The sequence below is a fragment of the Indioceanicola profundi genome (genome assembly GCF_003568845.1).
GTDB lineage: Bacteria > Pseudomonadota > Alphaproteobacteria > Azospirillales > Azospirillaceae > Indioceanicola > Indioceanicola profundi.
Genome location: NZ_CP030126.1, coordinates 1,015,977 through 1,038,577 on the forward strand (window position 1 = coordinate 1,015,977; position 22,601 = coordinate 1,038,577).

Sequence of the window (22,601 nt, forward strand, 5' to 3'; positions counted from 1 at the left end):
GAACCGCCAAAGATTGCCAGGATGTTGGAAAGCAGAGTGATGGAGGTCACGGCTGACCCGGGACCGGCTGGGCGACACTGTCTGCCGTGGGAACGGTTACAGGCACTTCCACTGTGCCGGCGCGCGGGTCCAGGACGTGGATTTGTTCGCTGCCGTCCGGATGGGTTACGTGGTAGACCACGCGCGTGCCCAGGACCAGCATCTGCCCGATTCGGCTTCCAGCCGGCAGGGTGGAACTGATCTGCGGCGAGCTGGCCTGCGTCGGTTCCGGAGTTTTCCGGACGAAAGCACGGGGATGGGTCGGGTCGGTGGCGCGTTTGAAGACCTCATACCCGATGAAGGCGAAGCCTGCGACTATGAGGAGGCCCATGAGCGCCAGGAGAGTTTTGATTGCCCGCACCTGATGATTCCCGCGTTGAGCCCGGACGGCAGGATGCCTTGTCCCGCCCCGAGGCTGAAGATCTGGACGACGACCTGCTTCCGCCCGGGGAGGGCGGGGAAGAGGCCGGCGCCGCCCTGTCCGGCGGTAGCCTGTCGGTCGAGATCGCGGGCGGGGACCGGCTGGACCGCGCACTGGCGGAGGCCGTTGCGGGCGCAGGCGAGGCGGGAGCCGGCCTGTCCCGGTCGCGCCTGAAATCCCTGATCGAGCAGGGCTGTGTCGCGGTGGGCGGGCAGACCATAGTGGATGCCTCATACCGGGTCAAACCGGGCCAGACGACCACGGCCACCGTGCAGGTGCCGGAGGCCATCGCCGCCCTACCGCAGCCGCAGGACATCCCGCTGGACATCCTGTACGAGGATGACGATCTGCTGGTGATCGACAAGCCGGCCGGGCTGGTCGTGCATCCGGCTGCCGGGAACCACGATGGAACGCTGGTCAACGCCCTGCTGCACCATTGCGGCGACCGCCTGTCGGGGATCGGCGGCGTGCGCCGGCCCGGCATCGTGCACCGGCTGGACAAGGACACCAGTGGTCTGATGGTGGTGGCCAAGACCGACCGAGCGCACCAGGGTTTGTCGGCCCAGTTCGCGGATCGCACCCTGTCTCGCACCTACATCGCCGTGATCTGGGGCATGCCGGCCGTCCGCGAGGGCGAGCTGGAGGCCAATATCGGCCGCCACCCGCACGACCGGAAGCGCATGGCGGTGCTGGAAAAGGGCGGCAAGCCGGCCATCACCCTGTACCGCGTGATCAGGACGCTGGGGCTGCATGCGGCGCTGGTTGAATGCAAGCTGATGACCGGCCGCACCCACCAGATCCGGGTCCATATGACGGAGATGGGCAATCCGCTGATCGGCGACCCGCTCTATGGCAAGGTTCGTCCGTCCCGGCTGAAGAACATGCGGGCGGGAGCGCGAGAGGCGGCGCTGTCCTTCCCGCGTCAGGCGCTGCATGCCCTGGAGCTGGAGTTCGTGCACCCGGTCACGGGCGAGCACATGGACTTCAGCTCCGAGATACCAGACGATATTCAGCACTTAATCGCAGAGCTGGAAACGTTATAATATCATTGTCCGGTCCTGGCGGTGGGGTATGTGCCCCGGTCCGCCAGGAGCGGTGCCCTGAAAGGGTCCGAACCATGGCGACACCTCCTGTTCCAGTCATCAACTCCGAAAGCAATCTCTCCCGCTATCTGCAGGAGATCCGCAAGTTCCCCATGCTGGAACCGGCTGAGGAGTACATGCTGGCCAAGCGCTGGCAGGAGCATGAGGACCCGGACGCTGCCCACAAGCTGGTGACCAGCCACCTGCGGCTGGTGGCGAAGATCGCCATGGGCTACCGCGGCTACGGGCTGCCGGTGTCGGAGCTGATCTCCGAAGGCAATGTGGGCATGATGCAGGCGGTGAAGCGGTTCGACCCGGACCGCGGCTTCCGGCTTGCCACTTACGCCATGTGGTGGATCAGGGCGGCCATCCAGGAATATATCCTGCACTCCTGGTCGCTGGTGAAGATGGGCACCACGGCCGCGCAGAAGAAGCTGTTCTTCAATCTGCGCAAGCTGAAGGGCCAGATGCAGGCTATCGAGGACGGTGACTTGGCGCCCGAGACCGTGGCCGCCATCGCCAAGAAGCTGGAGGTGCCGGAGCAGGACGTGGTCAATATGAACCGCCGTCTGGCCGCCCCGGACCACAGCCTGAACGCGCCTCTCCGCATCGACGGGGAAGGGGAGTGGCAGGACTGGCTGGTTGACGAGGAGGAGACCCAGGAGGTCCGCCTCGCCGAGCGGGAGGAACTGGGCAAGCGCAAGACGTTGTTGGCTGCTGCCATGAAGACCCTGAACGAGCGAGAGCGGCACATCCTGATCGAGCGCCGGCTGAAGGACAATCCGACCACGCTGGAAGACCTGTCCCAGCAGTACGGCATCAGCCGCGAGCGCGTCCGCCAGATCGAAGTCCGGGCGTTCGAAAAGCTTCAGAAAAGCATCAGGACCGCGGCGCTGGAGCAGCGGCTGGCGTAAACGCCGGAATAGCTTCCCCCTCTCCCCGGCGGGGAGAGGGGGAAGAGAAGACCCTTCTTCAGACTTACACCGGCTTTACCAGCGCATGCCGCTTCTTGCCGGCGGACAGCTTAATGACCCCATCGGCGGTGAGTTGTCCGGAGGTGATCCTGGCGGCATCGTCGCTCACCGCCTCGTCATTCACCTTCGCACCACCCTGCTTGATCAGCCGGCGGGCTTCGCCGTTCGACGCGGCGAGGCCGGACTGCGCCAGCAGGATGTAGAGCGGGATGCCGGTTTCGAGGTCGACGGCCTTCACCTCCACCGTCGGCAGCCCTTCCGCCATCGCGCCCTGCTCGAAGGTGCGGCGGGCGGTTTCTGAAGCGGCTTCGGCCGCTTCAGGGCCACGAACCAGCTTGGTCACTTCGGTGGCCAGGATCTTCTTGGCCTCGTTGATCTCCGCGCCCTGAAGGGCTTCCAGGCGGGCGATCTCATCCAGGGGCAGTTCGGTGAACAGCTTCAGGAAGCGGCCGACATCCGCATCCTCCGTATTGCGCCAGAACTGCCAGAAGTCCCAGTCCGGGAGGCGGTCTGCGTTCAGCCACACCGCGCCGGCCGCGGTCTTGCCCATCTTGGCTCCGCTGGAGGTGGTCAGCAGCGGGCAGGTCAGGCCGAACAGGTCGGCATTGGAAATGCGCCGTCCCAGGTCCACGCCGTTGACGATGTTGCCCCACTGGTCCGACCCGCCGGTCTGAAGCACGCAACCGTAGCGGCGGTTCAACTCCACGAAGTCGTAGGCCTGGAGGATCATGTAGTTGAACTCCAGGAAGGTCAGCGGCTGCTCCCGGTCCAGGCGCAGTCGGACCGAGTCGAAGGTCAGCATGCGGTTGATCGTGAAGTGCCGGCCGATATCCCGCAGGAACGGGATGTATTCCAGCTTGTCCAGCCAGTCGGCATTGTTGACCAGCGTGGCCTGTCCCGGCCCGTCGCCGAAATTGAACAGCCGGTCGAAAACGGTCCGGATCTTGGCGATGTTCGCGTTGATCTGGTCGTTGGTGAGGAGCTGGCGCGTCTCGTCCCGGCCGGACGGATCGCCGACCTTGGTGGTGCCGCCGCCCATCAGCAGCAGGGACCTGGCGCCGCACTTGGTCAGCCAGCGCTGGATCATGGTGGGAAGCAGATGGCCCACATGCAGGCTGTCGGCCGTGGCATCGTAACCGTTGTAGGCCACGACGACGCCCTCGCTGAACTTCTTGTCCAGCGCCTCCACATCCGTGCACTGATGATAATAGCCGCGCTCCAGCATGGTGCGCAGGAACTCGGACTTCACCGTGCTGGGGACGGGGGTATTCATGATCGGAACCCTTGTTGTCTGGCCTGTGTGATGGATAGTTTGGGCGCCTCTCGTAGCACATCGCCCACGGCTGCGGCAGCCCGGTTCAGGAGGTCCACCCATGCTCCGCGACGTCAAGACCGTCATCGGCCTGATGAGCGGCACCTCGATGGACGGCATCGACGCCGCCCTGGTGCGTACCGACGGCATCGACCGGGTGGAGACCCGCCGGTTCCTGTTCACGCCCTACGCGCCCGCCTTCCGGGAGCGGCTGCGCGCCGTGATGGGCGGAAGGGGCGATGTCACCCATGTGGAGCGGGAGCTCACCGACCTGCATGCGGAGGCCGTGCGCGCCCTGTTGGCGGAGGCTGGCCTGCCGCCGGGGCAGGTGGACCTGATCGGCTTCCACGGGCAGACCATCCTGCACGCGCCCGAGGAACGGATGACATGGCAGATCGGGGACGGGGCCCGGCTGGCCATGCTGACGGGGATATCCGTGGTGAATGACTTCCGTACGGCGGATGTGGCGGCCGGCGGGCAGGGCGCGCCGCTGGTGCCGCTGTACCATCAGGCACTTGCGGCGGGGCTGGAGCGGCCCCTGGCCGTGCTGAATATCGGCGGGGTCGCCAACGTCACCTGGCTGGGGCGGACCGCGCTGGACGTGCTGGCCTTCGACACCGGGCCGGGTAATGCGCTGGTGGACGACTGGATGCTGGCGAAGACCGGACGGCCCATGGATTCCGGGGGCGAGCTGGCGGCCACGGGGCAGATGGACCATGCAAGCCTGTCCCGGCTGATCCAGAATCCCTACTTCGCGGCCCCGGCGCCGAAGTCGCTGGACCGTGATGCCTGGGACCGTGGCATCGTGGCAGGACTGTCGCCGGCGGACGGGGCCGCCACGCTGACAGCCTTCACCGCCGCCTCGGTGGAGGCGGCGCTGCCGCACTTCCCGGAACCGCCGGCGCGCTGGCTGGTCTGCGGCGGCGGCCGACTGAACGGCACGCTGATGGGCATGCTGCGGGAGCGGCTGCGGGTACCGGTGGACCCGGTTGAGGTGGTGGGCTGGGACGGTGATGCCCTGGAGGCACAGGCCTTTGCCTATCTGGCCGTGCGGTCGGTGCTGGGACTTCCGCTGTCGGTGCCAGGAACGACTGGCGTGCCGAAGCCGCTGACAGGAGGCCGGCTGCATCGAATATGAGTGATGCCGCCTGTCGGCCACGCTTCCGCGTGACCGACCTACGCCTTCATGGTCATAGCAATACGTAAGTCGGTCACGCAAAGCGTGGCGGACTTCGCTTCACTCCGCAATGGCCTTCGCCGGCGTGCCAAGCGCCTGGTCGAGATAGTCGTCGACGATCTTGGCAAGGTCGTCGGCCATGTTCAGGAAATAGTGATTGGCGCCGGGGACCTTGCGGTAGTCGATCTTGATGTCCTTCTGGCTGGACAGCTTGTTGACCAGACGCGCCACGGACGGTTCCGGCACCACTTCGTCCCGGTCGCCATGCACCACAAGGCCGGAGGCCGGGCAGGGAGCCAGGAAGCCGAAATCGAACATGTTGGCCGGCGGGGCGATGGACAGGAACCCGTCGATCTCCGGCCGGCGCATCAGCAACTGCATGCCGATCCAGGCGCCGAAGCTGAACCCGCCGATCCAGCAGGCGCTGGCATTCGGATTGTAGGTCTGCAGCCAGTCCAGGGCGGAGGCGGCATCCGACAGCTCCCCCTCTCCACGGTCATAGGTGCCCTGGCTTCGCCCGACGCCGCGGAAATTGAAGCGCAGGGCAGAGAAACCGCGCTTCGTGAAGGCGTGGAACAGCGTATAGACGACGCGATTATTCATCGTCCCGCCATGCTGTGGATGCGGGTGCAGCAGCAAGGCGACAGGGGCGTTCGGCTGCTTGGAGTGGGTATAGCGTCCCTCGATCCGGCCAGCCGGCCCGTTGATGATCACGTCAGGCATATGTCACCGGTCCCAGTGCATGATGTGCGGATTGCCGTCCCGGATGCTACGCCGCCCCCCGTCCGCGCCATCCGGGCGGGCCGCCGGACGTCGCCGGAAACTGGGGGGTGGAGTGCTTGACCGTGTATAGTGGTCATCTTATATCGCAGCCAATGGCACCCCGCACACCGTAAGTGGTGGCACCCGTGGGGTCACAAGGTGCCCGGCTGCCGCAGAAAAGCCCAAGGCAAGCCGGTCAGGGCGCGGACTATACCACAGCGGGAGCCTTTGTGTTCAAGCGTCTTCGCGAAGAGATAGATGCAGTCATCGCCCGTGACCCTGCCGCCCGCTCTCGGCTGGAGGTCGTTCTCTGCTATCCAGGCCTTCACGCCATTCTTCTGCACAGGCTTGCGCACCGTCTCTGGACGGGCGGCTGGCACCTGTCGGGGCGCTGGATATCGCATCTTGCCCGCTGGCTGACTGGAATCGAAATTCATCCCGGCGCCACGATCGGACGCAACTTCTTCATTGATCACGGCATGGGCGTCGTGATCGGGGAGACGGCGGTAATCGGCAGCAACGTGATGCTGTACCATCAGGTGACGCTGGGCGGCACCTCGCTGGAAAAGGGCAAGCGCCACCCGACCGTCGGGAATGACGTCATCATCGGCGCCGGGGCCAAAGTGCTGGGCAACATCACCATCGGAACGGGAGCCCGCGTCGGGTCGAACGCGGTCGTGGTGTCCGACGTTGCGCCGGGCGTCACCGTGGTCGGCATCCCAGCAAAGGTCGTGGTGCCGCGCGACCGGGTACAGGCGCAGCCCTTCATGGCGTATGGAACACCCTGCGGGGACTTGCCGGATCCAGTGGCAAGGGCCATGTCGGGCCTGCTGGATCAGGTGCATGCGCTCCGCCAGCGCGTGGAAGAACTGGAGCGGACCGGCAATCCTGTGGAGGGAAGCCCGGTCGCGCTCGAGAAGGGCGACGAAGATCGCCATATGCAAACAGAAACGACGGGAGCGGCCTGAGGCCGCGGAAAATGGGCGCGCCGGGGGGCCGAGCCGGCGCCGCGCCAAGCAACGGAGGGCGTATTGAGACTGAGCACGAAAGGCCGCTATGCCGTCATGGCCATGGTCGACCTCGCGAGGCACAGCAACGGATATCCTGTTCCCCTGGGGGAGATCGCCGACCGGCAGGAGATTTCCCTGTCCTATCTTGAGCAGCTTTTCGCAAGGCTGCGCAGGAACGGGCTGGTGAGCAGCGTGCGCGGACCCGGCGGGGGCTATCTGCTGGCCCGGCCAGCGGAGGAGACCTGCATCGCCGATATCGTCATGGCCGTGGACGGGCCGGTAGGCACCGCATCCTTTGGAACGGGCGCAATGGATGGCGCGCAGCCCATCAGGACCTGCCCTTTGACCCATGATCTCTGGCTGGAACTGGACAATCAGGTCCACAGCTATCTCAGTTCCGTAACCCTGGCCGACGTCATCGAACGCCGTATCCTGGCCACCAATGCCATGGTGGTGCAGGAGGAGACGCGGGTTGCAATGACGGCGGAGTGATGGCCCGAACGTGAACGGTATCTACCTGGACTGGAATGCGACGGCGCCGCTCCGGCCGGAGGCAAGGGCGGCGCTGATCGCTTGCATGGAGGAGGTCGGAAATCCGTCCTCCGTCCACGGCTTCGGCCGTGCCGCCCGCCGCCGGGTGGAGGATGCGCGCGAAGCAGTGGCGCGCCTTGCGGGAGCTACGTCTGCGGACGTGATATTCACCGGCAGCGGAACGGAGGCGAACAATCTGGCCCTGCGGGTAAAAGGCAGGGCGCGGTTGATCGTTTCGGCTACGGAACATGCCGCTGTTCTGGACGCCGCTTCGGATGCTGAGGTGGTTCCTGTCGGTCCCAAGGGGCTCGTCGATCTGGAGGCGCTGGAGCGAGTGCTGGCGGCGGACAGCGGGCCGGCACTGGTCAGCATCCAGGCGGTAAACAACGAGACCGGCGTGATCCAGCCTCTGGCGGAGGTGGTGCGCATCGCCAAGGCCCAGGGCGCACTGGTGCATAGCGATGCCGTTCAGGCGGTGGGGCGCATTCCCTTCGACATGGGCGCTCTCGGCCTCGATATGGCGACCCTGTCCGCCCACAAGATCGGCGGGCCGCAGGGCGTGGGCGCGCTGGTGGCGAGACCGGGGCTCATGCTGGACCCGCTCCTTCGTGGCGGTGGGCAGGAACGGCGAATACGCGCCGGGACGGAGAATGTGGCCGGTATCGCAGCCTTCGGGGCCGCCGCCGCCGCGGCGCTGGAGGGGTTGGATAATTATACCCGACTGGCCGTGCTCCGCGACGGTCTGGAGGAACGGGTCCGCGAAGCCGCGCCGGATGCGGTGATCTTCGGGGCCGATGCCCCGCGGGTGGCGAATACGAGCTGCATAGCGCTGCCGGGTCTGACGGCGGAGACCCAGCTGATGGCCTTCGATCTCGCCGGGATCGCGGTCAGCAGCGGTGCTGCCTGTTCCAGCGGAAAGGTGCGGGCATCCCATGTGCTGACCGCCATGGGCGCCCCGGTGGAACTGGCAGGATCGGCGATCCGGGTCAGCCTTGGCTGGAGCAGCACCTCGGAAGAGGTCGACCGCTTCATTCAGGCGTGGGTCCGGCAGTACGGCCGATCCCGAGATCGCCGCGCATGACTGCTTCCGGCGGGCGCGATGCGCAACCCTGTCGCCCGCGGGCGTTTATCAAAGGAAATCCGCCGCGCTTTGTCTCATGATCCGGCACGCATGCTTCAGCCTTGACCAGGTGCCATGACCGACTCGAACGACACGAAATCCGGCCCCCGGCGGGGGGAAACGATCAGCGGAGGCATGAACAGCTGCTGGTTCTGCGCCAAACCGGTCAGCCCGCAGGCGCTGTTCTGCCATAGCTGCGGGAGTCTGCAGCCGCCGCCGGATGTGGATGCGTTCACCCGCCTGCGTCTGCCCGCCCGATTCGACATCGATCAGGCGGATCTGGAGCGGCAGGCGGCCGGCTTCACCCGTATCCTGGACCCGGCCCGTCTGGAAAAGCGCGGCACTATGGAAAGGACCATGGCCGAGCGGCATCGCGCCGCCATCGCCGACGCCCATGCCGAGCTGCGCGATCCCTTGCGGCGGGCAAGATTGCTGCTGGAGAAAGCCGACCGGTATCTACCGGACATCGAAGCGGATGCCGGGCCATGGCGGGAGGAGTTCTCCCTGGCGCTGGACGCGACGGCCGTGGATCGCATCGCCGCCCGGTTGCAGGGCGAGATGGAGGCGGCCCTACGTGATCTCGCCGCTGCTTTCCGCGCCGACGATCTGGACCGCGCGGAGAAGCTTGTGCGGCATGTGGAGGCGCTGTCGCTGGCCGTCATGGAGGGGAGAGTACGCCGGAGCGAGTTGCTGGCCGGCAGTCCCGGCTTCTGACCGGACGGGATCGACGCAAATGCTGGACTTGGACCGGGCAGGTCCGTAACAACATCGGCGGTCTGGCGCGGAAGAGTGCCGCCGCCGGGAAGCTTGGGAGTATTGGCAGCATGCCGAAGATGGTTTTCGTTGAGACGGACGGTACCCGCCGTGAAGTGGACGCGCCCCTGGGTCTGTCGATCCTGGAAGTTGCGCGCCGGCATGACATCGATCTGGAAGGGGCGTGCGAGGGCTCGCTGGCCTGCTCCACCTGCCATGTGATCGTGGACCCGCAATGGTATGACGTGCTGCCCGACGCCAGCGAGGATGAGGAGGACATGCTGGACCTGGCATTCGGCCTGACCAAGACCTCGCGCCTGGGCTGCCAGATCCGCATCACCGAGGAGATGGACGGCCTGACCGTGCGTCTGCCCGGCGGGGCCTGATCGATGGGCGGCGCTCCGCTGCCGGATCTCGCTGTGCCGGGCGGCTTGTTCGCCCGGCTGCGGGACGGCGCGCGGGCGTCTTGGGACCGCTATGTGCGCCACCCCTTTGTGGTCGGGCTGGGCGATGGAACGCTGCCGGAGGCGGCGTTCCGGCATTATCTGGTTCAGGATTACCTGTTCCTCATCCATTTCGCCCGCGCCTATGCGCTGGCCGCGTACAAGGCCGATGATCTCGCCGACATGCGGGCGGCCTCCCGCTCCATGTCCGCCATCTTGGACCTGGAGATGGGTCTGCATGTTAAGTACTGCGCCCGCTGGGGTGTGGGGGAAGGGGAGATGGCGGCTGCGCCAGAGGCGCAGGCCACGCTGGCCTACACCCGCTTCGTTCTGGAGCGCGGGATGGCCGGCGACCTGCTCGACCTTCATGTGGCGCTGGCGCCCTGTGTGATCGGCTATGCGGAGATCGCGGCCAATCTCCTGGCAGATCCGGCAACCCGGCTGGACGGCAATCCCTACCGCGACTGGATCGAGATGTATGCCGATCCCGCTTATCGGGAAGTGGCGCAGAGTCAGGTTGCGCTGCTGGAACGGTTGAGCGCGCGCCGCGGCGGCAATGCCCGTTTCGACTCGCTGCTGCGTGCCTTCGAGGCGGCCAGCCGGCTGGAAGCCGGGTTCTGGGACATGGGCCTGTCGCTCGCGGATTGAAGCTGTCGGAACCTCAGGCGGGATCGAGCCCTGAACGGGCAGGGGCTGACATTGGGCGGAGAACTCCGTCTGTCTCAATTCCGATCGGTCGAAGGCAATGAAAAATGGGGAGGCCTCGCGGCCTCCCCATTTTTCATTTCAGCCCGGTATGGGCCTCAGTTCTTCACCAGTCGGCTCCACCAGCCCTTCTTGGGCTTTTCCACCGGCGGGTTCACCGTGATCGCCGGGTTGGCGGGTACATCCTCCGCAGATGCGGCGGCAGGCGCATCGGTCGCTTCCGGAGCGGGCGCAGCCCCAGCGGCCGGAGTTGCCGACGCTTCGGCAGCAGGTGCTTCGGCGACAGGTGCTTCGGTGGCCGCAGCCTCCGGAGCAGCCTTCTTCCGGCTCCGCGTCGCGCGCTTCTTCGGCGCGGGCGCTTCGGCGGCTTCGGGCGCGGCGTCCTCAGTGGCCTTTTTCCGGCTACGGGTGGCGCGCTTCTTCGGAGCAGGAGCCTCCTGGGCCGGAGCTTCCTCGGTCACCGTTTCGCCCGGAGGGGCGACATCAGCGGTGGCCGCCATCGCCTCCGGCGTGGCGCTTTCCGCGGCGGGGACAGCATCAGCGGTCGTCACCTCGGGCGTGGTGATGTCCGACGCATCCGCCTCGGAGACGTCGGCAGCAGGCTGTGCACCGGCAATCCCGGCGGCGTCGCCTTCCGCCGTGTCGGCGGACTGCTGCATCTCCTCCTCACGCTGGCGGGCACGACGGCGACCGCCGCGCTTGCCACGGCGGCGCTTCCGGCGACTGTCGCCATTGGCATCGTGGCTGTTCTCGCCCTCGGCAGACTGCTGGCCTTCGGTCTCATCGCCTTCGTCGTCGTCCTCGCCTTCCTCGGCATCGAAGCCTTGAGCGACCTCCGCTTCGGGCTTGGATTGATCCTCGGCGGGACCGAAGGCCTGCTGCTCACCCTCGCCACGGTCGGTATCACGGTCCCGGCCACGACGGCGACGGCGGCGACGGCGACGATCGCGGTCCCCATTGCCGTTCTGTTGGTGCCCGTTGGCGGCATCCCCATTGGCGGCCTCAGCCTCGACCTCCTCCGGATCGTCTTGCTCGACCTCGTCCAGGTCGGTGGCCTCGGCCTCCAGCGCGCGGTCGGTCTCGGCAAAGACGCGCTCCGCGGTGATGGCGGCCACAGGCGCATCCTCACCCGGAAGCTTGGCACGGATGCGCTCCAGCCGGTGGGCCGGCGGGATCAGGCTGTCGTCTGCGGATAGATACACCCGGAACCCGTAGCGCCGCTCGATGGCGTTGAGCATGTCGCGCTTCTGGTTGAGGATATAGAGCGTGATCTGAGTCGCCGCGGTGACGGTGATCTCGCTCGAGCGGCGACGGATGCCTTCCTCCTCGATGGCACGCAGCACCGCAAGCGCGGCGCTCTCCAGCGAGCGGATATGCCCGGTGCCCTCGCAATGCGGGCAGCGCTCGAAGTTGATCTCCTGGAGGGAGGGGCGCAGGCGTTGCCGCGACAGCTCCAGCAGACCGAAGGAGCTGATCCGGCCGAGCTGGATGCGGGCGCGGTCGGCCTTCATGGCCTCCTTCAGGCGCTTCTCGACGGCCGCGTTGTTACGGCCTTCCTCCATGTCGATGAAGTCGATGACGATCAGACCGGCCAGATCGCGGAGACGGAGCTGGCGTGCCACCTCGTCCGCCGCTTCCAGGTTGGTCTTCAGCGCCGTCTCCTCGATGTTCCGCTCCTTGGTGGAGCGGCCGGAGTTGACGTCGATGGCGACCAGCGCCTCGGTCTGGTTGATGACCAGATAGCCGCCCGACTTGAGCTGGACCACCGGGTTGAACATGGCGTCGATCTGGTCCTCCACCTGATAGCGGTGGAAGAGCGGGATCTCCTCCTGATAATGCTGGACCCTCCTGGTGTGGCTGGGCATCAGCATGCGCATGAATTCGCGCGCGGTGCGGTAGCCCTGCTCGCCCTCCACCCAGATATCATCCACATCCTGCGAATAGAGATCGCGGATGGAGCGCTTGATCAGGTTCGCTTCCTCATAGATCAGCGCCGGGGCAACGGACTGCAGCGTCTGCTCCCGGATATTGTCCCAGAGGCGCATCAGATATTCGAGGTCGCGCTTGATCTCCGGCTGGGAGCGCTCGATACCCGCCGTGCGCAGGATCACCGACATGCCGTCGGGAATATCCAGCCCCTCCAGCAGGTCCTTCAGGCGCTTGCGGTCGGCCGGGTTGGTGATCTTGCGGGAAATGCCGCCGCCGCGCGGGGTGTTCGGCATCAGCACGCAGTAGCGGCCGGGCAGGGACAGGTAGGTGGTCAGCGCCGCACCCTTGTTGCCGCGCTCCTCCTTCGTCACCTGTACCAGCAGGATCTGCCGGCGCTTGATGACTTCTTGGATCTTGTAGCTCTTCAGCGGGCGGACGGAGCGGGGTTTGCGGACGTCCTCCACCTCCTCCTCGACCGACTCCGCCGGTTCGGCGGACATGGCAACGGTCTTGGGCTTGCGACGGCGGACCGGCTTCTTCTTCTCACCCTCGGCCGGAGCGGCTCCATCGGCGGCCTGAGCCGCCTGATCGCCGGCATCCGCGCCCTCGGCAGGCGTCTCAGCGGCGGCTTCGCCCGCCTTCTCCGCCTTGGTCTTGCGGGGGCGACGGGCCGTGGTGCGCTTCTTCGGCTTGGCCGGCTCTTCGGCGGGAGCCTCGGTCACCGTCTCGTCCGGGGCGGCGACGGTCTGTTCGGCCGGGGAGGCCAGGGGGCTTTCGCCCTCGGCGCCCTCCAGCGGGGCGATAGCATGCGCCTCGGAGGAAGGGCCGCTTTCGTCCGCGGCATCATCGCCATTTCCGGCGGGCAGGGCGGGGGCGGTGCCGCCGACCTCGTCCACCGGTTCATCGCCGGCGGGAACATCCTCGACGCCGCTGCCGCTCTCGGCTTCAGCCTCGGCCAGTTCGGGCGCGGAGGCTTCATCCTCTTCCCGCTCCTCGCGGGCGGCGCGCTCATATTCCCGCATCAGCGCTTCGCGGTCAGCGACCGGGATGCGGTAATAGTCGGGGTGGATTTCGGAGAAGGCGAGGAAACCGTGCCGGTTCCCGCCATACTCGACGAAGGCGGCCTGGAGCGACGGCTCCACCCGGATGACCTTCGCGAGATAGATGTTGCCCTTGAGCTGCTTTCTGGAGGCGATTTCGAAATCGAGCTCTTCCAGCTTGTTCCCATTCACGACGACAACCCGGGTTTCCTCCGGATGCGTCGCGTCCACAAGCATACGCTTGGCCATATGTTTTCCCCATGGCTGCGCCAGTCCATCCGCGCGACCCACGGCGGGACAGGCGCGCCACCTGTCTGAGCGAAGCTGCTCGGCGCGGGCCCGATCTTCCCGCCGAACGGCGCTCATCCGAGGCTGCCAGGACGGGGAGGGCACCCTTGCCGGGCCTTCCGGAGGTTCAACTTCCGGAAAGCCAGCTTCGAGTTTCTACTTCACCGCTGATCCAGGAAGCGTCGCGATCCGCGGATGCGGGGCGGAAAGCGTTCGGCCTGCCGCGCAAGCCCGGGAGGCGACGCCCCACCCGCCAAAGGCGAGCGGTGCTGGATGCGGTTTGTCGCGACCGTGAAGATAAACACTCGCTACCCCGTTCCACAATGAAAGAATTGGTCCGTTGAATTTATTGGTCCCGCTTTCGGCAGTTTGGCTGGCGGACGGCAGCCTGATAAGATGGCGTCTCATCATCCGTCTTGAGTGCATTGATTCTTCTAGGGTACACAGAAGGGCAAGATTCGACGGCGGCGCGCAGGAGGGGGCGCGGTGACGGTGAGACAATCCAGGGCACCAGGGCGAATCCAGCCCCGCCGCGGCCACTGCCGGCTGCAGGCGGCAATCGGCGTTTGCGTCCGGGGGCTCTTCCTGTTGCTTCTCGCCATCGCAGGACTTTGCCCGGCACCCTCTGCCCTCGCGCAGCCGCAGGCGGTCCAGGCGGCTGCGCTGCCTGGGATCGGCGCTGCGCCGGTGGCGACCGAGATGCGGCTCGGCGTGCATCCCGACAAGACCCGCTTCGTTATGGAGCTGAGTCGGGAAACGGCCTTCCGGCTGGTGACGGAGCGCGACCCCTGGCGCGTTGCAATCGACCTTCCCGAGATCGCGTTCATGCCGCCCGCCATGCCCGCCGGCCGCGGCCTGATCGGGCGCTTGCGACGTGAACCGGCGTCCAGCGGGGTGCGGATCGTGTTGGATACCACATCTCCGGTACGCGTCGCCTGGGCCGAGGTGATTCCTCCCCGTGACGGCAAGCCGCCGCGCTTCGTTCTGGATCTGGTGCAGGTGGATGCGACGGGCTTCGTCGCTGCCGTTCTGCAAGGCGGGACCGCACAGTCTGCGCTGCCGGCCGTGGCTGCAACGCCGGACCTCCGGCAGGTACAGCCGCCGGCACGCAGCGCGGCTCCCGCGGCGAAGCCCCCGCCCGAACCGCAACTTGCCGCTTCTGTGGCCCTGACGTCCCGACTGGTGCCGGCTGCGGTGTCCGGCATGGGGGTGGCGGTGCCGGTGCCCCGCGCGAAGCCGACTCCGCCAAGCAAGCCTCTCATCGTTCTCGATCCCGGACATGGCGGCCAGGACCCCGGCGCTATCGCCGTGACCGGCGCCAAGGAGAAGGACATCACCCTGGCCGCCGCCCTTGAGCTGCGCCGCCAACTGCTCGCGACCGGGCGGTACCGGGTTGCCATGACCCGCGAAACGGATGTGTTCGTGCGGCTACGGGACCGCGTGGCGAATGCGCGGGCACTGGGCGCCGACCTTTTCATCTCGCTGCATGCCGACAGCATCGGCCGCAAGGAGGTGCGGGGGCTGTCAGTCTACACCTTGTCGGAGAAGGCCACCGACCGGGAGGCCGACATGCTTGCCCAACGCGAGAACCGGGCGGACGCCATCGTCGGCATGGATCTGTCGGGGGAGGCGGACGAGGTGGTCTCCATCCTCATCAACCTCGCCCAGCGGGATACCCGGAACCAGTCTCTCCGCCTTGCCTCACTGACCGTGCGGGAGGTGGGCAAGCAGGTGAAGCTGCTGCCGCATCCACAGCGATCCGCCGGATTTGCGGTGCTGACGGCGCCCGATGTGCCGTCGATACTGGTCGAAATGGGCTATCTCTCCCACCCCGCCGACGCGAAGCTGTTGAGCAGCGCCGGCCACCGGCAGAAACTGGCTCGCGGTCTGGTCAGGGCCGTGGACGACTATTTCGGCGGGCAGATATTCGCCAGCCGGTCATAGGGGCGACATAATCGCACCTGATCTGTAGGATGTCCTGCCCGGCGAGGTCCGCCGGCAGTCCTGCCGCGTTCATTGGGCGGCCCTTCGATCACCTGGACCCGGTACTGCGATGCGTATCCTACTCGGCCTGTTCTCCATCACGCTGCTGCTCGGTATCGCCGCGGCGGCGGCCTTCGTTTGGGGGCTGTGGCACTTCGGGCAGGGCCTGCCGGAGCATCGGCAGCTGGCGGACTACGATCCGCCGGTCTCCACCCGCATCCATGCCGGAGATGGACGCATGATCGCGGAGTTCGCGACGGAGCGGCGGGTGTTCGTACCGATCGAGGCGATTCCCAGGCGCGTCGCCCGCGCCTTCGTCTCGGCCGAGGACCAGAACTTTTTCGAGCATTCGGGCGTGGACTGGATCGCCGTGGCGCGAGCCGTGGCCCAGAACGTCCAGAATGTTGCCCAGGGCCGGCGGCTGATCGGCGCTTCGACGATCACCCAGCAGGTTGCTCGTAACTTCCTTCTTTCCAATGAGGTGAGCTGGGAGCGCAAGATCCGGGAGGCAATCCTGGCCCACCGGATCGAGCGGGCCATGGGCAAGGACCGCATCCTCGAGCTGTATCTGAACGAGATTTTCCTTGGCAACCGCTCCTATGGCGTGGGTGCCGCGGCGCTGGCCTATTTCGACAAATCGCTGGATGAGCTGACCATCGCGGAATCGGCGTTCCTGGCGTCCTTGCCCAAGGCGCCGGACCGGTATTACCGGGAGCGGTTCCGCGGCGCGGCCATTGCACGGCGCGACTACGTGATCGGCCGCATGCTGGAGGATGACTACATCACGCCGGCGGAGGCCGAGGAGGCCCGGGCCGAGCCCCTGACCTTCCGGGCTGAGCGCGGCGTCCAGATGGTTCAGGCCGACTATTTCGTCGAGGAGGTCCGGCGCGAACTGCTGGGCGTTTATGGCGAGCAGAAGCTCTATGGGGGCGGTCTCTCCATCCGCACGACTTTGAACCCGGAAGTCCAGACCATCGCCCGGCGCGAACTGCGCGAGGGGCTGATGGCTTTTGACCGCCGCAAGGGCTGGCGCGGCCCGGTCACCCGGTTGGAGAATTTCGATGGCTGGAAGGACCAGCTCGCCGCCGTCGACAAGCCCGCAGGAGCCGAAGAGTGGCAACTTGCCGTCGTGCTGGAGACCACGCCGGAGGAGGCGCAGGTCGGGCTCACCGACGGAAGCCGCGGGCGCATCCTGCTGGAACAGCTCAAATGGGCTCGGAAGGCATTGGACGGCGATAAGCTCGGCCCGGCCGTGAAGCAGCCTTCCGACGCCATCGTCACAGGCGACGTCGTTCTGGTGGAAAAGCTGGAGAAGGCGGTCGACCCGGCCGACGCCGCGGCTGCGGAACTTGGCGACGAAGCCGTTGAGGGGGATGAGAATGCGCCCGCCGCGGCGGACAGCTATGCCCTGCGGCAGGTCCCGGAGGTTCAAGGCGCGCTGGTGGCGATGGACCCGCATACCGGCCGCGTGCTGGCCATGGTGGGCGGCTTCTCTGCCCGGATAAGCCAGTTCAACCGCGCCACCCAGGCCCACCGCCAGCCCGGCTCCGCCTTCAAGCCCTTCGTCTATCTGGCCGCCCTTCAGCAGGGTTTCACCCCCAGCTCGCTGATCCTGGATGCGCCCTTCGCGATGGATCAGGGTGCTGGTCTGGGCAAGTGGAAGCCGTCCAACTACACGGACCGGTTCTATGGCCCGACACCGCTGCGCGTCGGTATCGAAAAGTCGCGCAACGTGATGACCGTGCGGTTGGCCCAGTATGTCGGCATGGACCCGATCGTAAAGATCGCACGGGAGTTCGGAATTACCGAGAACCTGCCGCCCCATCTCTCCATGTCGCTGGGAGCGGGCGAGACGACGGTCCTGAACCTGACATCCGCCTACGCGATGCTGGTCAATGGCGGCAAGAAGATCGAGCCGACCTTTATCGACCGTGTCCAGGACCGGACCGGCAAGACGATCTACCGCCACGATCAGCGCCCTTGCCCCGGTTGCGAAGGGCTTGTCTGGCAGGATGTGGCGCCGACATTGGGCGGTGCGGCGAACGACAACGCGTCGTCGCCGGTCCGGGTGGCCGCTGCCGGCCCTGGATTGGTGTCCGTGCCGGAAGGCCAAGAGCCGCCGCGTCACGCCATGCCGGTGCCGAATATTCCGGACGACCGGCCGCAGGTCGCCGATCCGCGTCACACCTACCAGATCGTCTCCATGCTGGAGGGCGTTGTCCAGCGCGGCACCGGTATCCGCATCCGGGAGGTCGGCAAACCGCTGGCTGGCAAGACCGGGACCACCAACGACAGCCTGGACGCCTGGTTCGTGGGCTTCTCCCCCGATCTGGCCGTCGGCATCTTTGTCGGCTATGACCAGCCACGCTCCCTCGGCACCAGAGAAACAGGCTCCAGCATCGCGGTTCCGATCTTCCGCGACTTCATGGCAGCGGCACTGGAGGGGCAGCCGGCGACCCCGTTCCGCATGCCGCCGGGACTCCGGCTCGTCCGGGTGGATGCGGAAACCGGCCGTCCGGCACGCCCCGGCGACCGCGGCGCGATCTGGGAGGCCTTCATCCCCGGCACCGAGCCGACTGGCGGAGAAGGGGTGCTGGACGGCAGCGATGACAGCTCCGTCTGGTTGTCGGAAGGCGCGGCCGCGCAGGGCCGTCCGCGCCAGCCCACCGTCGGCACCGGCACCGGCGGCGTGTACTAGGCATTCGCCGGCCATGGTCGCGGATCAGCTGATCCAGGATCATGGCCGATTGCGAAAGCCTGCTGACACGAGCGTAGATATGTGGCGATCGGCAATCCTGCCGTCGCCTCGAATGCGTTCCAGCATAGGCGCTGCCATTCGTCCAGCTCCAAGCCGATCTGAACCGCGCATCGTGTCCGCGCTATCGACCGCACGTCCACACAGGTCCGCCATGCATCCGCCGCCCATGTTGCCGACGGGTAACAGACGCGACTGGACGATTTCCAATTGATCTACATCAGGGTCAAGTCTTCGCTGCCGGCCTAAAGCTCTCCTCACTTCACAAGAACAACATCGTGCGAATGCCGGAACGTTCGGCGACTGCATGATTAAGGAGAGCCAACATGTCTCGTCTTGCCACGCTTGCGACCGCAACCTGCGCCCTTGTGGCCGCTTCCGCTTTCATGCCGGCGACAGCGTCCGCCAAGGAAGCCGGGGATCTGCTGGTGCGCTTGCGCGGACTCTACGTCACGCCGAATGAGTCCAGCAGCCTTTCGGTCGGCGGCGCGGACATCACCGGGAAGGCCAAGGTGGACGACCAAGTCGTCCCCGAACTGGACTTCAGCTACTTCTTCACCGACAACATCGCGGCGGAATTGATCCTCGCCACGACCAACCATGACGTGAAGGCGGACGGAACGCCGCTGGGCGCCTCGGTCGATCTGGGAGATGTCTGGCTGCTGCCGCCGACCCTCACGCTCCAGTACCACCTGAACCCCAAGGGTCAGGTCAGCCCCTATGTCGGCGCCGGCGTGAACTACACCATCTTCTACGGCGAGGATGCGGGTGCGGCGCAGAGCGTCTCCTACGATGACGGCTTCGGCTGGGCGCTCCAGGCGGGCGTGGATGTCGCGGTGACGGGCAACTGGTTTGTGAACCTGGACGTCAAGAAGCTGTGGCTGAACACCGACGTGAAGATCACGGTGAACCCCACCACGGTGGTGGATGCGGACGTGGATCTCGATCCCTGGATCGTCGGTGTCGGCATCGGCTACCGGTTCTGATCCGCCCTGGAAAGGGCGGCGAGGGGGCGCGGGTCCAAAAGGGAGCCGCGCCCCTTCCATTTGGCGAAAGGGCAAAGAAGCCTTGGCCTGCGCGGTCATGGAGGCTACATAAGCCCCTCGACAATTCTGTCGCTATCAGACCGGGTTTGTATCAAGGGGAACCGCCATGCGGGCCGAGACACAAGCGGTCGTCGAGGCTGTACAACAGTCCTTGGCGCTGCTGAGGAGGCATCTTTGACTGGGAAAAATCCCTCTACCGCCTCGATGAACTGAACGCGCTGTCCGAGGACCCGAATCTCTGGAACGATTCGGAGCGGGCCCAGAAGATCATGCGTGAACGCAACCAGCTCGACAGCGCCATCAATGGATACAGGGCGCTGGAACAGGAGCTGAAGGACAATGTCGAACTGATCGAATTGGCCGAGGCCGATGGCGATCAGGAGATGATTGCGGAAGCTGAGAAGGCTCTGGTCGCGGTCCGGGAGCGTGCGGCCAAGCAGGAGCTGGAAAGCCTCCTGTCCGGCGAAGCGGATGCCAATGACTGCTTCGTGGAGGTGAACTCCGGCGCCGGCGGCACCGAGTCCCAGGACTGGGCGCTGATGCTGCTGCGCATGTACACACGTTGGGCGGAGCAGCACGGCTACAAGGTCGAGCTTCTGGACGAGACGCCGGGCGAAGAGGCCGGCATCAAGTCCGCCACCATCCAGGTGAAGGGGCACAACGCCTTCGGCTGGCTGAAGACGGAATCGGGCGTGCACCGGCTGGTGCGCATCAGCCCGTTCGACAGCCAGGCGCGGCGGCACACCTCCTTCTCCTCCGTCTCGGTCACGCCGGTGATCGATGACAAGATCGTGGTGGATATCCAGGAAAAGGATGTGCGCACGGACACCTACCGCGCTTCCGGCGCGGGCGGTCAGCACATCAACAAGACGGACTCGGCCGTGCGCCTGACGCACATTCCGACCGGCATCGTCGTCGCCTGCCAGCAGGAGCGGTCCCAGCACAAGAACCGGGCCAAGGCCTGGGACATGCTGCGCGCCCGCATCTATGAGATGGAGCTGCGCAAGCGCGAGGAAGAGGCGGAGAAGCTGGAAGCCCAGAAGACCGACATCGGTTGGGGCCACCAGCTCCGCTCCTACGTGCTGCAGCCCTATCAGATGGTAAAGGACCTCCGCACCGGCGTGGAGACATCCGACAGCCAGGGCGTGCTGGACGGCGACATCGACCGTTTCCTGGAAGCAGCCCTCGCCAGCCGCATCAAGGGCAGCGCGGACGGGGAGGCGGCGGCCTGAGGGCTGCCTTCCGATCTGAGAGAGAAGCACCAAGCAAAAGGGGACGCCTCGGCGTCCCCTTTCGTCTGTCCGGCCTTACCCCGCCTGCCGCATCTTCGCGATCCAGCCGTCCACCAGCTCCTCAAGGATGGGCAGCGGCACGGCGCCGTTGGAAAGTACGGTGTCGTGGAAGCCGCGGATATCGAAGCGGGGGCCGAGTTCCGCCTCGGCCTTGGCGCGCAGCCGCTGGATTTCCAGCATGCCGACCTTGTAGGACAGCGCCTGGGCCGGCCAGTTCATGTAACGCTCCACCTCCCGCGTGTTGTCCACCACGGAGTTGGGCGTGTTCTCGTTCATGTAGTCGATGGCCTGTTCGCGGGTCCATTTCTTGGCGTGCAGCCCGGTGTCCACCACCAGCCGCACCGCGCGGAACAACTCCGCCCCCAGCCGGCCGGCATCGGAATAGGGATCGGTGAAGAAGCCCATCTGCTTGGCCAGATTCTCGGCATACAGCGCCCAGCCCTCGCCATAGGCGGAGGTGAACCAGACCTTCCGGAACTCGGGCACGCCGGTCAGCTCCTGGGCGATGGCGAGCTGCATGTGATGGCCCGGAATGCCCTCATGATAGGCCAGAGTCTCCAGGTCCCATTTCGGCAGGCCCTTCATGTCCGCCATATTGGCGTAGAAGATCGCCGGCCGGGTGCCGTCCAGGGACGGCGACTCGTAGAAGGCGCCGGGGGCGGAGTTCTCACGGAACTTCTCCACCGGCCGAACCTCGATTGGGGCCTTCGGCTTCACGCCGAAATATTCGTCCAGCTTGCCGGACATGGTCTCGATGACCTTGGTGGCCTGGGCGAGATAGGCCTGCCGGCCTTCCTCCGTATCGGGGTAATAGAAGGACGGGTCCGTCTTCAGATGGTCGAAAAAGGCCTTCAGGTCGCCCTTGAAGCCCACCTGCCGCATGATGCCGCGCATTTCCTCCTGGATGCGGGCGACCTCGCGCAGGCCGAGATCATGAATCTTGTCCGCATCGAGGTGGTCGACGGTGGTGTAGTGGCGGATGGCGTCGCGGTAGATTTCGGCGCCTTTTGGAACGGCCCAGATGCCGTGGTTTCCGGTAACGCCGCGCCCGATGGCCTCCATCGCGTCGGCATAGGCGGTGTAGGCCGGCTTCACCTCTTTCAGGAGTGCGGCGCGGGCCGAGTCCAGAAGGCGCTTCTTCTCCGCCTCGTCAGCATCAAGCGCCGCGACCTTGCCCTTGAAGTCGGCCCAGAGCAGGCTGTCCGCGTCGGTGTCGTCAAAGGGGGCTCCCCTGACGACGGCGCGGGAACTCTCGGCAATAGGCGGGAAGTTGAAGGCCGGCGGAACCACTCCGGATTTCACCCGGCGCTGCATCGCCGCTTCCGCTTCGCGCAGCACCTGCGGCATGCCCTTCAGGCGGGAGATGTAGTCTTCCGCATCCTTGATACTGTTCACCGCATGCACGCTCGCCAGCAGCGTCGGCATGTTGGTATGCGGCCCGTCCAACCGGGTGAAGGGATAGGTGTCGTAGAGGTGCGAGGCCGCGCGCAGCCCATCCTCCGCCACATACTCGAACATGCGGTAATTCATCAGACCGGCGTCGGACAAGGCGTTCCGGTCGATTTCGCGCCGCATGCGCTCCAGATCCTTGCGGGTCAGCTCCGCCGATTCCTCCGCGAATGCATCGGAGGCGGGAACCCATCTGCTGTGATCGCCGGCGAGGCCAAGCTGGGTCCGCAACGTCGGGAAACGGTCCAGATTCCGCTGCCATACCTCGTCCAGGAACGCAGACAGCTTGGCATCCTCGGCCGTTGCCTGTTCCGCCGCCACGGCGGACGTCGCCAGGAACGGGGCGGCGAAGGTCATGGCCGTACCGGACAACAGCGCGCCGACCGCCAGGGACAGGACTGCATGGCGGGAGCGGCGGGGAAGACGGATCATGGGCGGAGTCCTGGCTGACATATCGGAAGAGCCGCACTTTGGGCCAATGCGCATGCCG

General features: G+C 66.1%; 18 protein-coding genes. 13 read left to right on the forward strand and 5 right to left on the reverse strand.

The annotated features are described in order from the left end of the window. Nucleotides 1-46: 46 nt before the first annotated feature. Nucleotides 47-400, reverse strand: a complete 354-nt coding sequence (locus DOL89_RS04765; protein ID WP_119678107.1) for a hypothetical protein — start codon at nt 398-400, stop codon at nt 47-49. Here DOL89_RS04765 and DOL89_RS04770 point away from each other — a divergent pair. After that, nucleotides 391-1,503: an RluA family pseudouridine synthase gene (locus DOL89_RS04770; protein WP_225889892.1), complete on the forward strand. Its 1,113-nt coding sequence runs from the start codon at nt 391-393 to the stop codon at nt 1,501-1,503. The genes DOL89_RS04765 and DOL89_RS04770 overlap by 10 nt on opposite strands. Nucleotides 1,504-1,577: 74 nt before the next feature. Next, nucleotides 1,578-2,456: an RNA polymerase sigma factor RpoH gene (gene rpoH, locus DOL89_RS04775; RefSeq protein ID WP_119678109.1), complete on the forward strand. Its 879-nt coding sequence runs from the start codon at nt 1,578-1,580 to the stop codon at nt 2,454-2,456. Nucleotides 2,457-2,520: 64 nt separating this feature from the next. Here the strand turns inward: rpoH and tyrS are convergent, their stop codons facing one another. After that, on the reverse strand, nt 2,521-3,789 hold the full coding sequence (tyrS, locus tag DOL89_RS04780) for a tyrosine--tRNA ligase (protein ID WP_119678110.1): 1,269 nt from the start codon (nt 3,787-3,789) through the stop codon (nt 2,521-2,523). A 100-nt stretch (nt 3,790-3,889) separates the two neighbouring features. Here tyrS and DOL89_RS04785 point away from each other — a divergent pair, with 100 nt between their 5' ends. Continuing rightward, a complete protein-coding gene (locus DOL89_RS04785; protein WP_119678111.1) occupies nt 3,890-4,966 on the forward strand; it encodes an anhydro-N-acetylmuramic acid kinase in 1,077 nt (358 codons plus the stop codon). 99 nt (nt 4,967-5,065) lie between these two features. Here the strand turns inward: DOL89_RS04785 and DOL89_RS04790 are convergent, their stop codons facing one another. Beyond that, nucleotides 5,066-5,728, reverse strand: coding sequence for an alpha/beta hydrolase (locus DOL89_RS04790; RefSeq protein ID WP_119678112.1), 663 nt, complete (start codon nt 5,726-5,728; stop codon nt 5,066-5,068). Between the two features lie 269 nt (nt 5,729-5,997). Between DOL89_RS04790 and cysE the strand changes: the two genes are divergently transcribed. The 6 genes from cysE to tenA all read left to right on the forward strand — a co-directional run bounded on the left by cysE (nt 5,998) and on the right by tenA (nt 10,272). Next, complete coding sequence (cysE, locus tag DOL89_RS04795) at nt 5,998-6,735, forward strand: serine O-acetyltransferase (RefSeq protein WP_119678113.1); 738 nt, start codon at nt 5,998-6,000, stop codon at nt 6,733-6,735. Between the two features lie 63 nt (nt 6,736-6,798). Then, entirely contained in the window at nt 6,799-7,269 is a 471-nt protein-coding gene (locus DOL89_RS04800) for an Rrf2 family transcriptional regulator (RefSeq protein ID WP_119678114.1), read from the forward strand. A 10-nt stretch (nt 7,270-7,279) separates the two neighbouring features. Then, the gene (locus DOL89_RS04805; protein ID WP_119678115.1) at nt 7,280-8,389 is read left to right on the forward strand and encodes a cysteine desulfurase family protein; all 1,110 of its coding nucleotides are present in this window, start codon (nt 7,280-7,282) and stop codon (nt 8,387-8,389) included. 114 nt (nt 8,390-8,503) lie between these two features. Continuing rightward, nucleotides 8,504-9,142, forward strand: coding sequence for a hypothetical protein (locus DOL89_RS04810; protein ID WP_119678116.1), 639 nt, complete (start codon nt 8,504-8,506; stop codon nt 9,140-9,142). A gap of 110 nt (nt 9,143-9,252) precedes the next feature. Then, a complete protein-coding gene (locus tag DOL89_RS04815; RefSeq protein ID WP_119678117.1) occupies nt 9,253-9,567 on the forward strand; it encodes a ferredoxin family 2Fe-2S iron-sulfur cluster binding protein in 315 nt (104 codons plus the stop codon). A 3-nt stretch (nt 9,568-9,570) separates the two neighbouring features. Next, nucleotides 9,571-10,272, forward strand: a complete 702-nt coding sequence (tenA, locus tag DOL89_RS04820) for a thiaminase II (RefSeq protein WP_119678118.1) — start codon at nt 9,571-9,573, stop codon at nt 10,270-10,272. A gap of 155 nt (nt 10,273-10,427) precedes the next feature. On the opposite strand, the gene DOL89_RS04825 is transcribed toward tenA, so the two are convergent. Continuing rightward, nucleotides 10,428-13,547, reverse strand: a complete 3,120-nt coding sequence (locus tag DOL89_RS04825) for an Rne/Rng family ribonuclease (protein ID WP_119678119.1) — start codon at nt 13,545-13,547, stop codon at nt 10,428-10,430. A gap of 726 nt (nt 13,548-14,273) precedes the next feature. On the opposite strand from DOL89_RS04825, the gene DOL89_RS04830 reads away from it, so the two are divergent. The 4 genes from DOL89_RS04830 (at nt 14,274) to prfB (ending at nt 20,602) form a co-directional block, all read left to right on the forward strand. Further along, nucleotides 14,274-15,530, forward strand: a complete 1,257-nt coding sequence (locus DOL89_RS04830) for an N-acetylmuramoyl-L-alanine amidase family protein (protein WP_225889893.1) — start codon at nt 14,274-14,276, stop codon at nt 15,528-15,530. A 109-nt stretch (nt 15,531-15,639) separates the two neighbouring features. Further along, a complete protein-coding gene (locus DOL89_RS04835) occupies nt 15,640-18,267 on the forward strand; it encodes a penicillin-binding protein 1A (protein ID WP_119678120.1) in 2,628 nt (875 codons plus the stop codon). Between the two features lie 383 nt (nt 18,268-18,650). After that, a complete protein-coding gene (locus tag DOL89_RS04840) occupies nt 18,651-19,310 on the forward strand; it encodes an OmpW/AlkL family protein (RefSeq protein ID WP_119678121.1) in 660 nt (219 codons plus the stop codon). A gap of 166 nt (nt 19,311-19,476) precedes the next feature. Then, nucleotides 19,477-20,602 (forward strand): peptide chain release factor 2 gene (gene prfB / locus DOL89_RS04845; RefSeq protein WP_119678122.1). Its coding sequence is split into 2 segments (ribosomal slippage): nt 19,477-19,545 and nt 19,547-20,602, totalling 1,125 coding nucleotides; the frame shifts between segments, so codons are not numbered across the junction. Nucleotides 20,603-20,677: 75 nt separating this feature from the next. Here prfB and DOL89_RS04850 read toward each other — a convergent pair. After that, nucleotides 20,678-22,543, reverse strand: coding sequence for a DUF885 domain-containing protein (locus DOL89_RS04850; protein WP_162937333.1), 1,866 nt, complete (start codon nt 22,541-22,543; stop codon nt 20,678-20,680). Between the last annotated feature and the right edge of the window lie 58 nt (nt 22,544-22,601).

What these genes read in the sequence shown, in the direction of transcription:
- rpoH (WP_119678109.1), top strand. Translation starts at nt 1,578, where the DNA reads ATGGCGACACCTCCTGTTCCAGTCATCAACTCCGAAAGCAATCTCTCC.
- tyrS (WP_119678110.1), bottom strand. Translation starts at nt 3,789, where the DNA reads ATGAATACCCCCGTCCCCAGCACGGTGAAGTCCGAGTTCCTGCGCACC.
- DOL89_RS04785 (WP_119678111.1), top strand. Translation starts at nt 3,890, where the DNA reads ATGCTCCGCGACGTCAAGACCGTCATCGGCCTGATGAGCGGCACCTCG.
- DOL89_RS04790 (WP_119678112.1), bottom strand. Translation starts at nt 5,728, where the DNA reads ATGCCTGACGTGATCATCAACGGGCCGGCTGGCCGGATCGAGGGACGC.
- DOL89_RS04810 (WP_119678116.1), top strand. Translation starts at nt 8,504, where the DNA reads ATGACCGACTCGAACGACACGAAATCCGGCCCCCGGCGGGGGGAAACG.
- DOL89_RS04815 (WP_119678117.1), top strand. Translation starts at nt 9,253, where the DNA reads ATGCCGAAGATGGTTTTCGTTGAGACGGACGGTACCCGCCGTGAAGTG.
- tenA (WP_119678118.1), top strand. Translation starts at nt 9,571, where the DNA reads ATGGGCGGCGCTCCGCTGCCGGATCTCGCTGTGCCGGGCGGCTTGTTC.
- DOL89_RS04825 (WP_119678119.1), bottom strand. Translation starts at nt 13,547, where the DNA reads ATGGCCAAGCGTATGCTTGTGGACGCGACGCATCCGGAGGAAACCCGG.
- DOL89_RS04835 (WP_119678120.1), top strand. Translation starts at nt 15,640, where the DNA reads ATGCGTATCCTACTCGGCCTGTTCTCCATCACGCTGCTGCTCGGTATC.
- DOL89_RS04840 (WP_119678121.1), top strand. Translation starts at nt 18,651, where the DNA reads ATGTCTCGTCTTGCCACGCTTGCGACCGCAACCTGCGCCCTTGTGGCC.
- DOL89_RS04850 (WP_162937333.1), bottom strand. Translation starts at nt 22,543, where the DNA reads ATGATCCGTCTTCCCCGCCGCTCCCGCCATGCAGTCCTGTCCCTGGCG.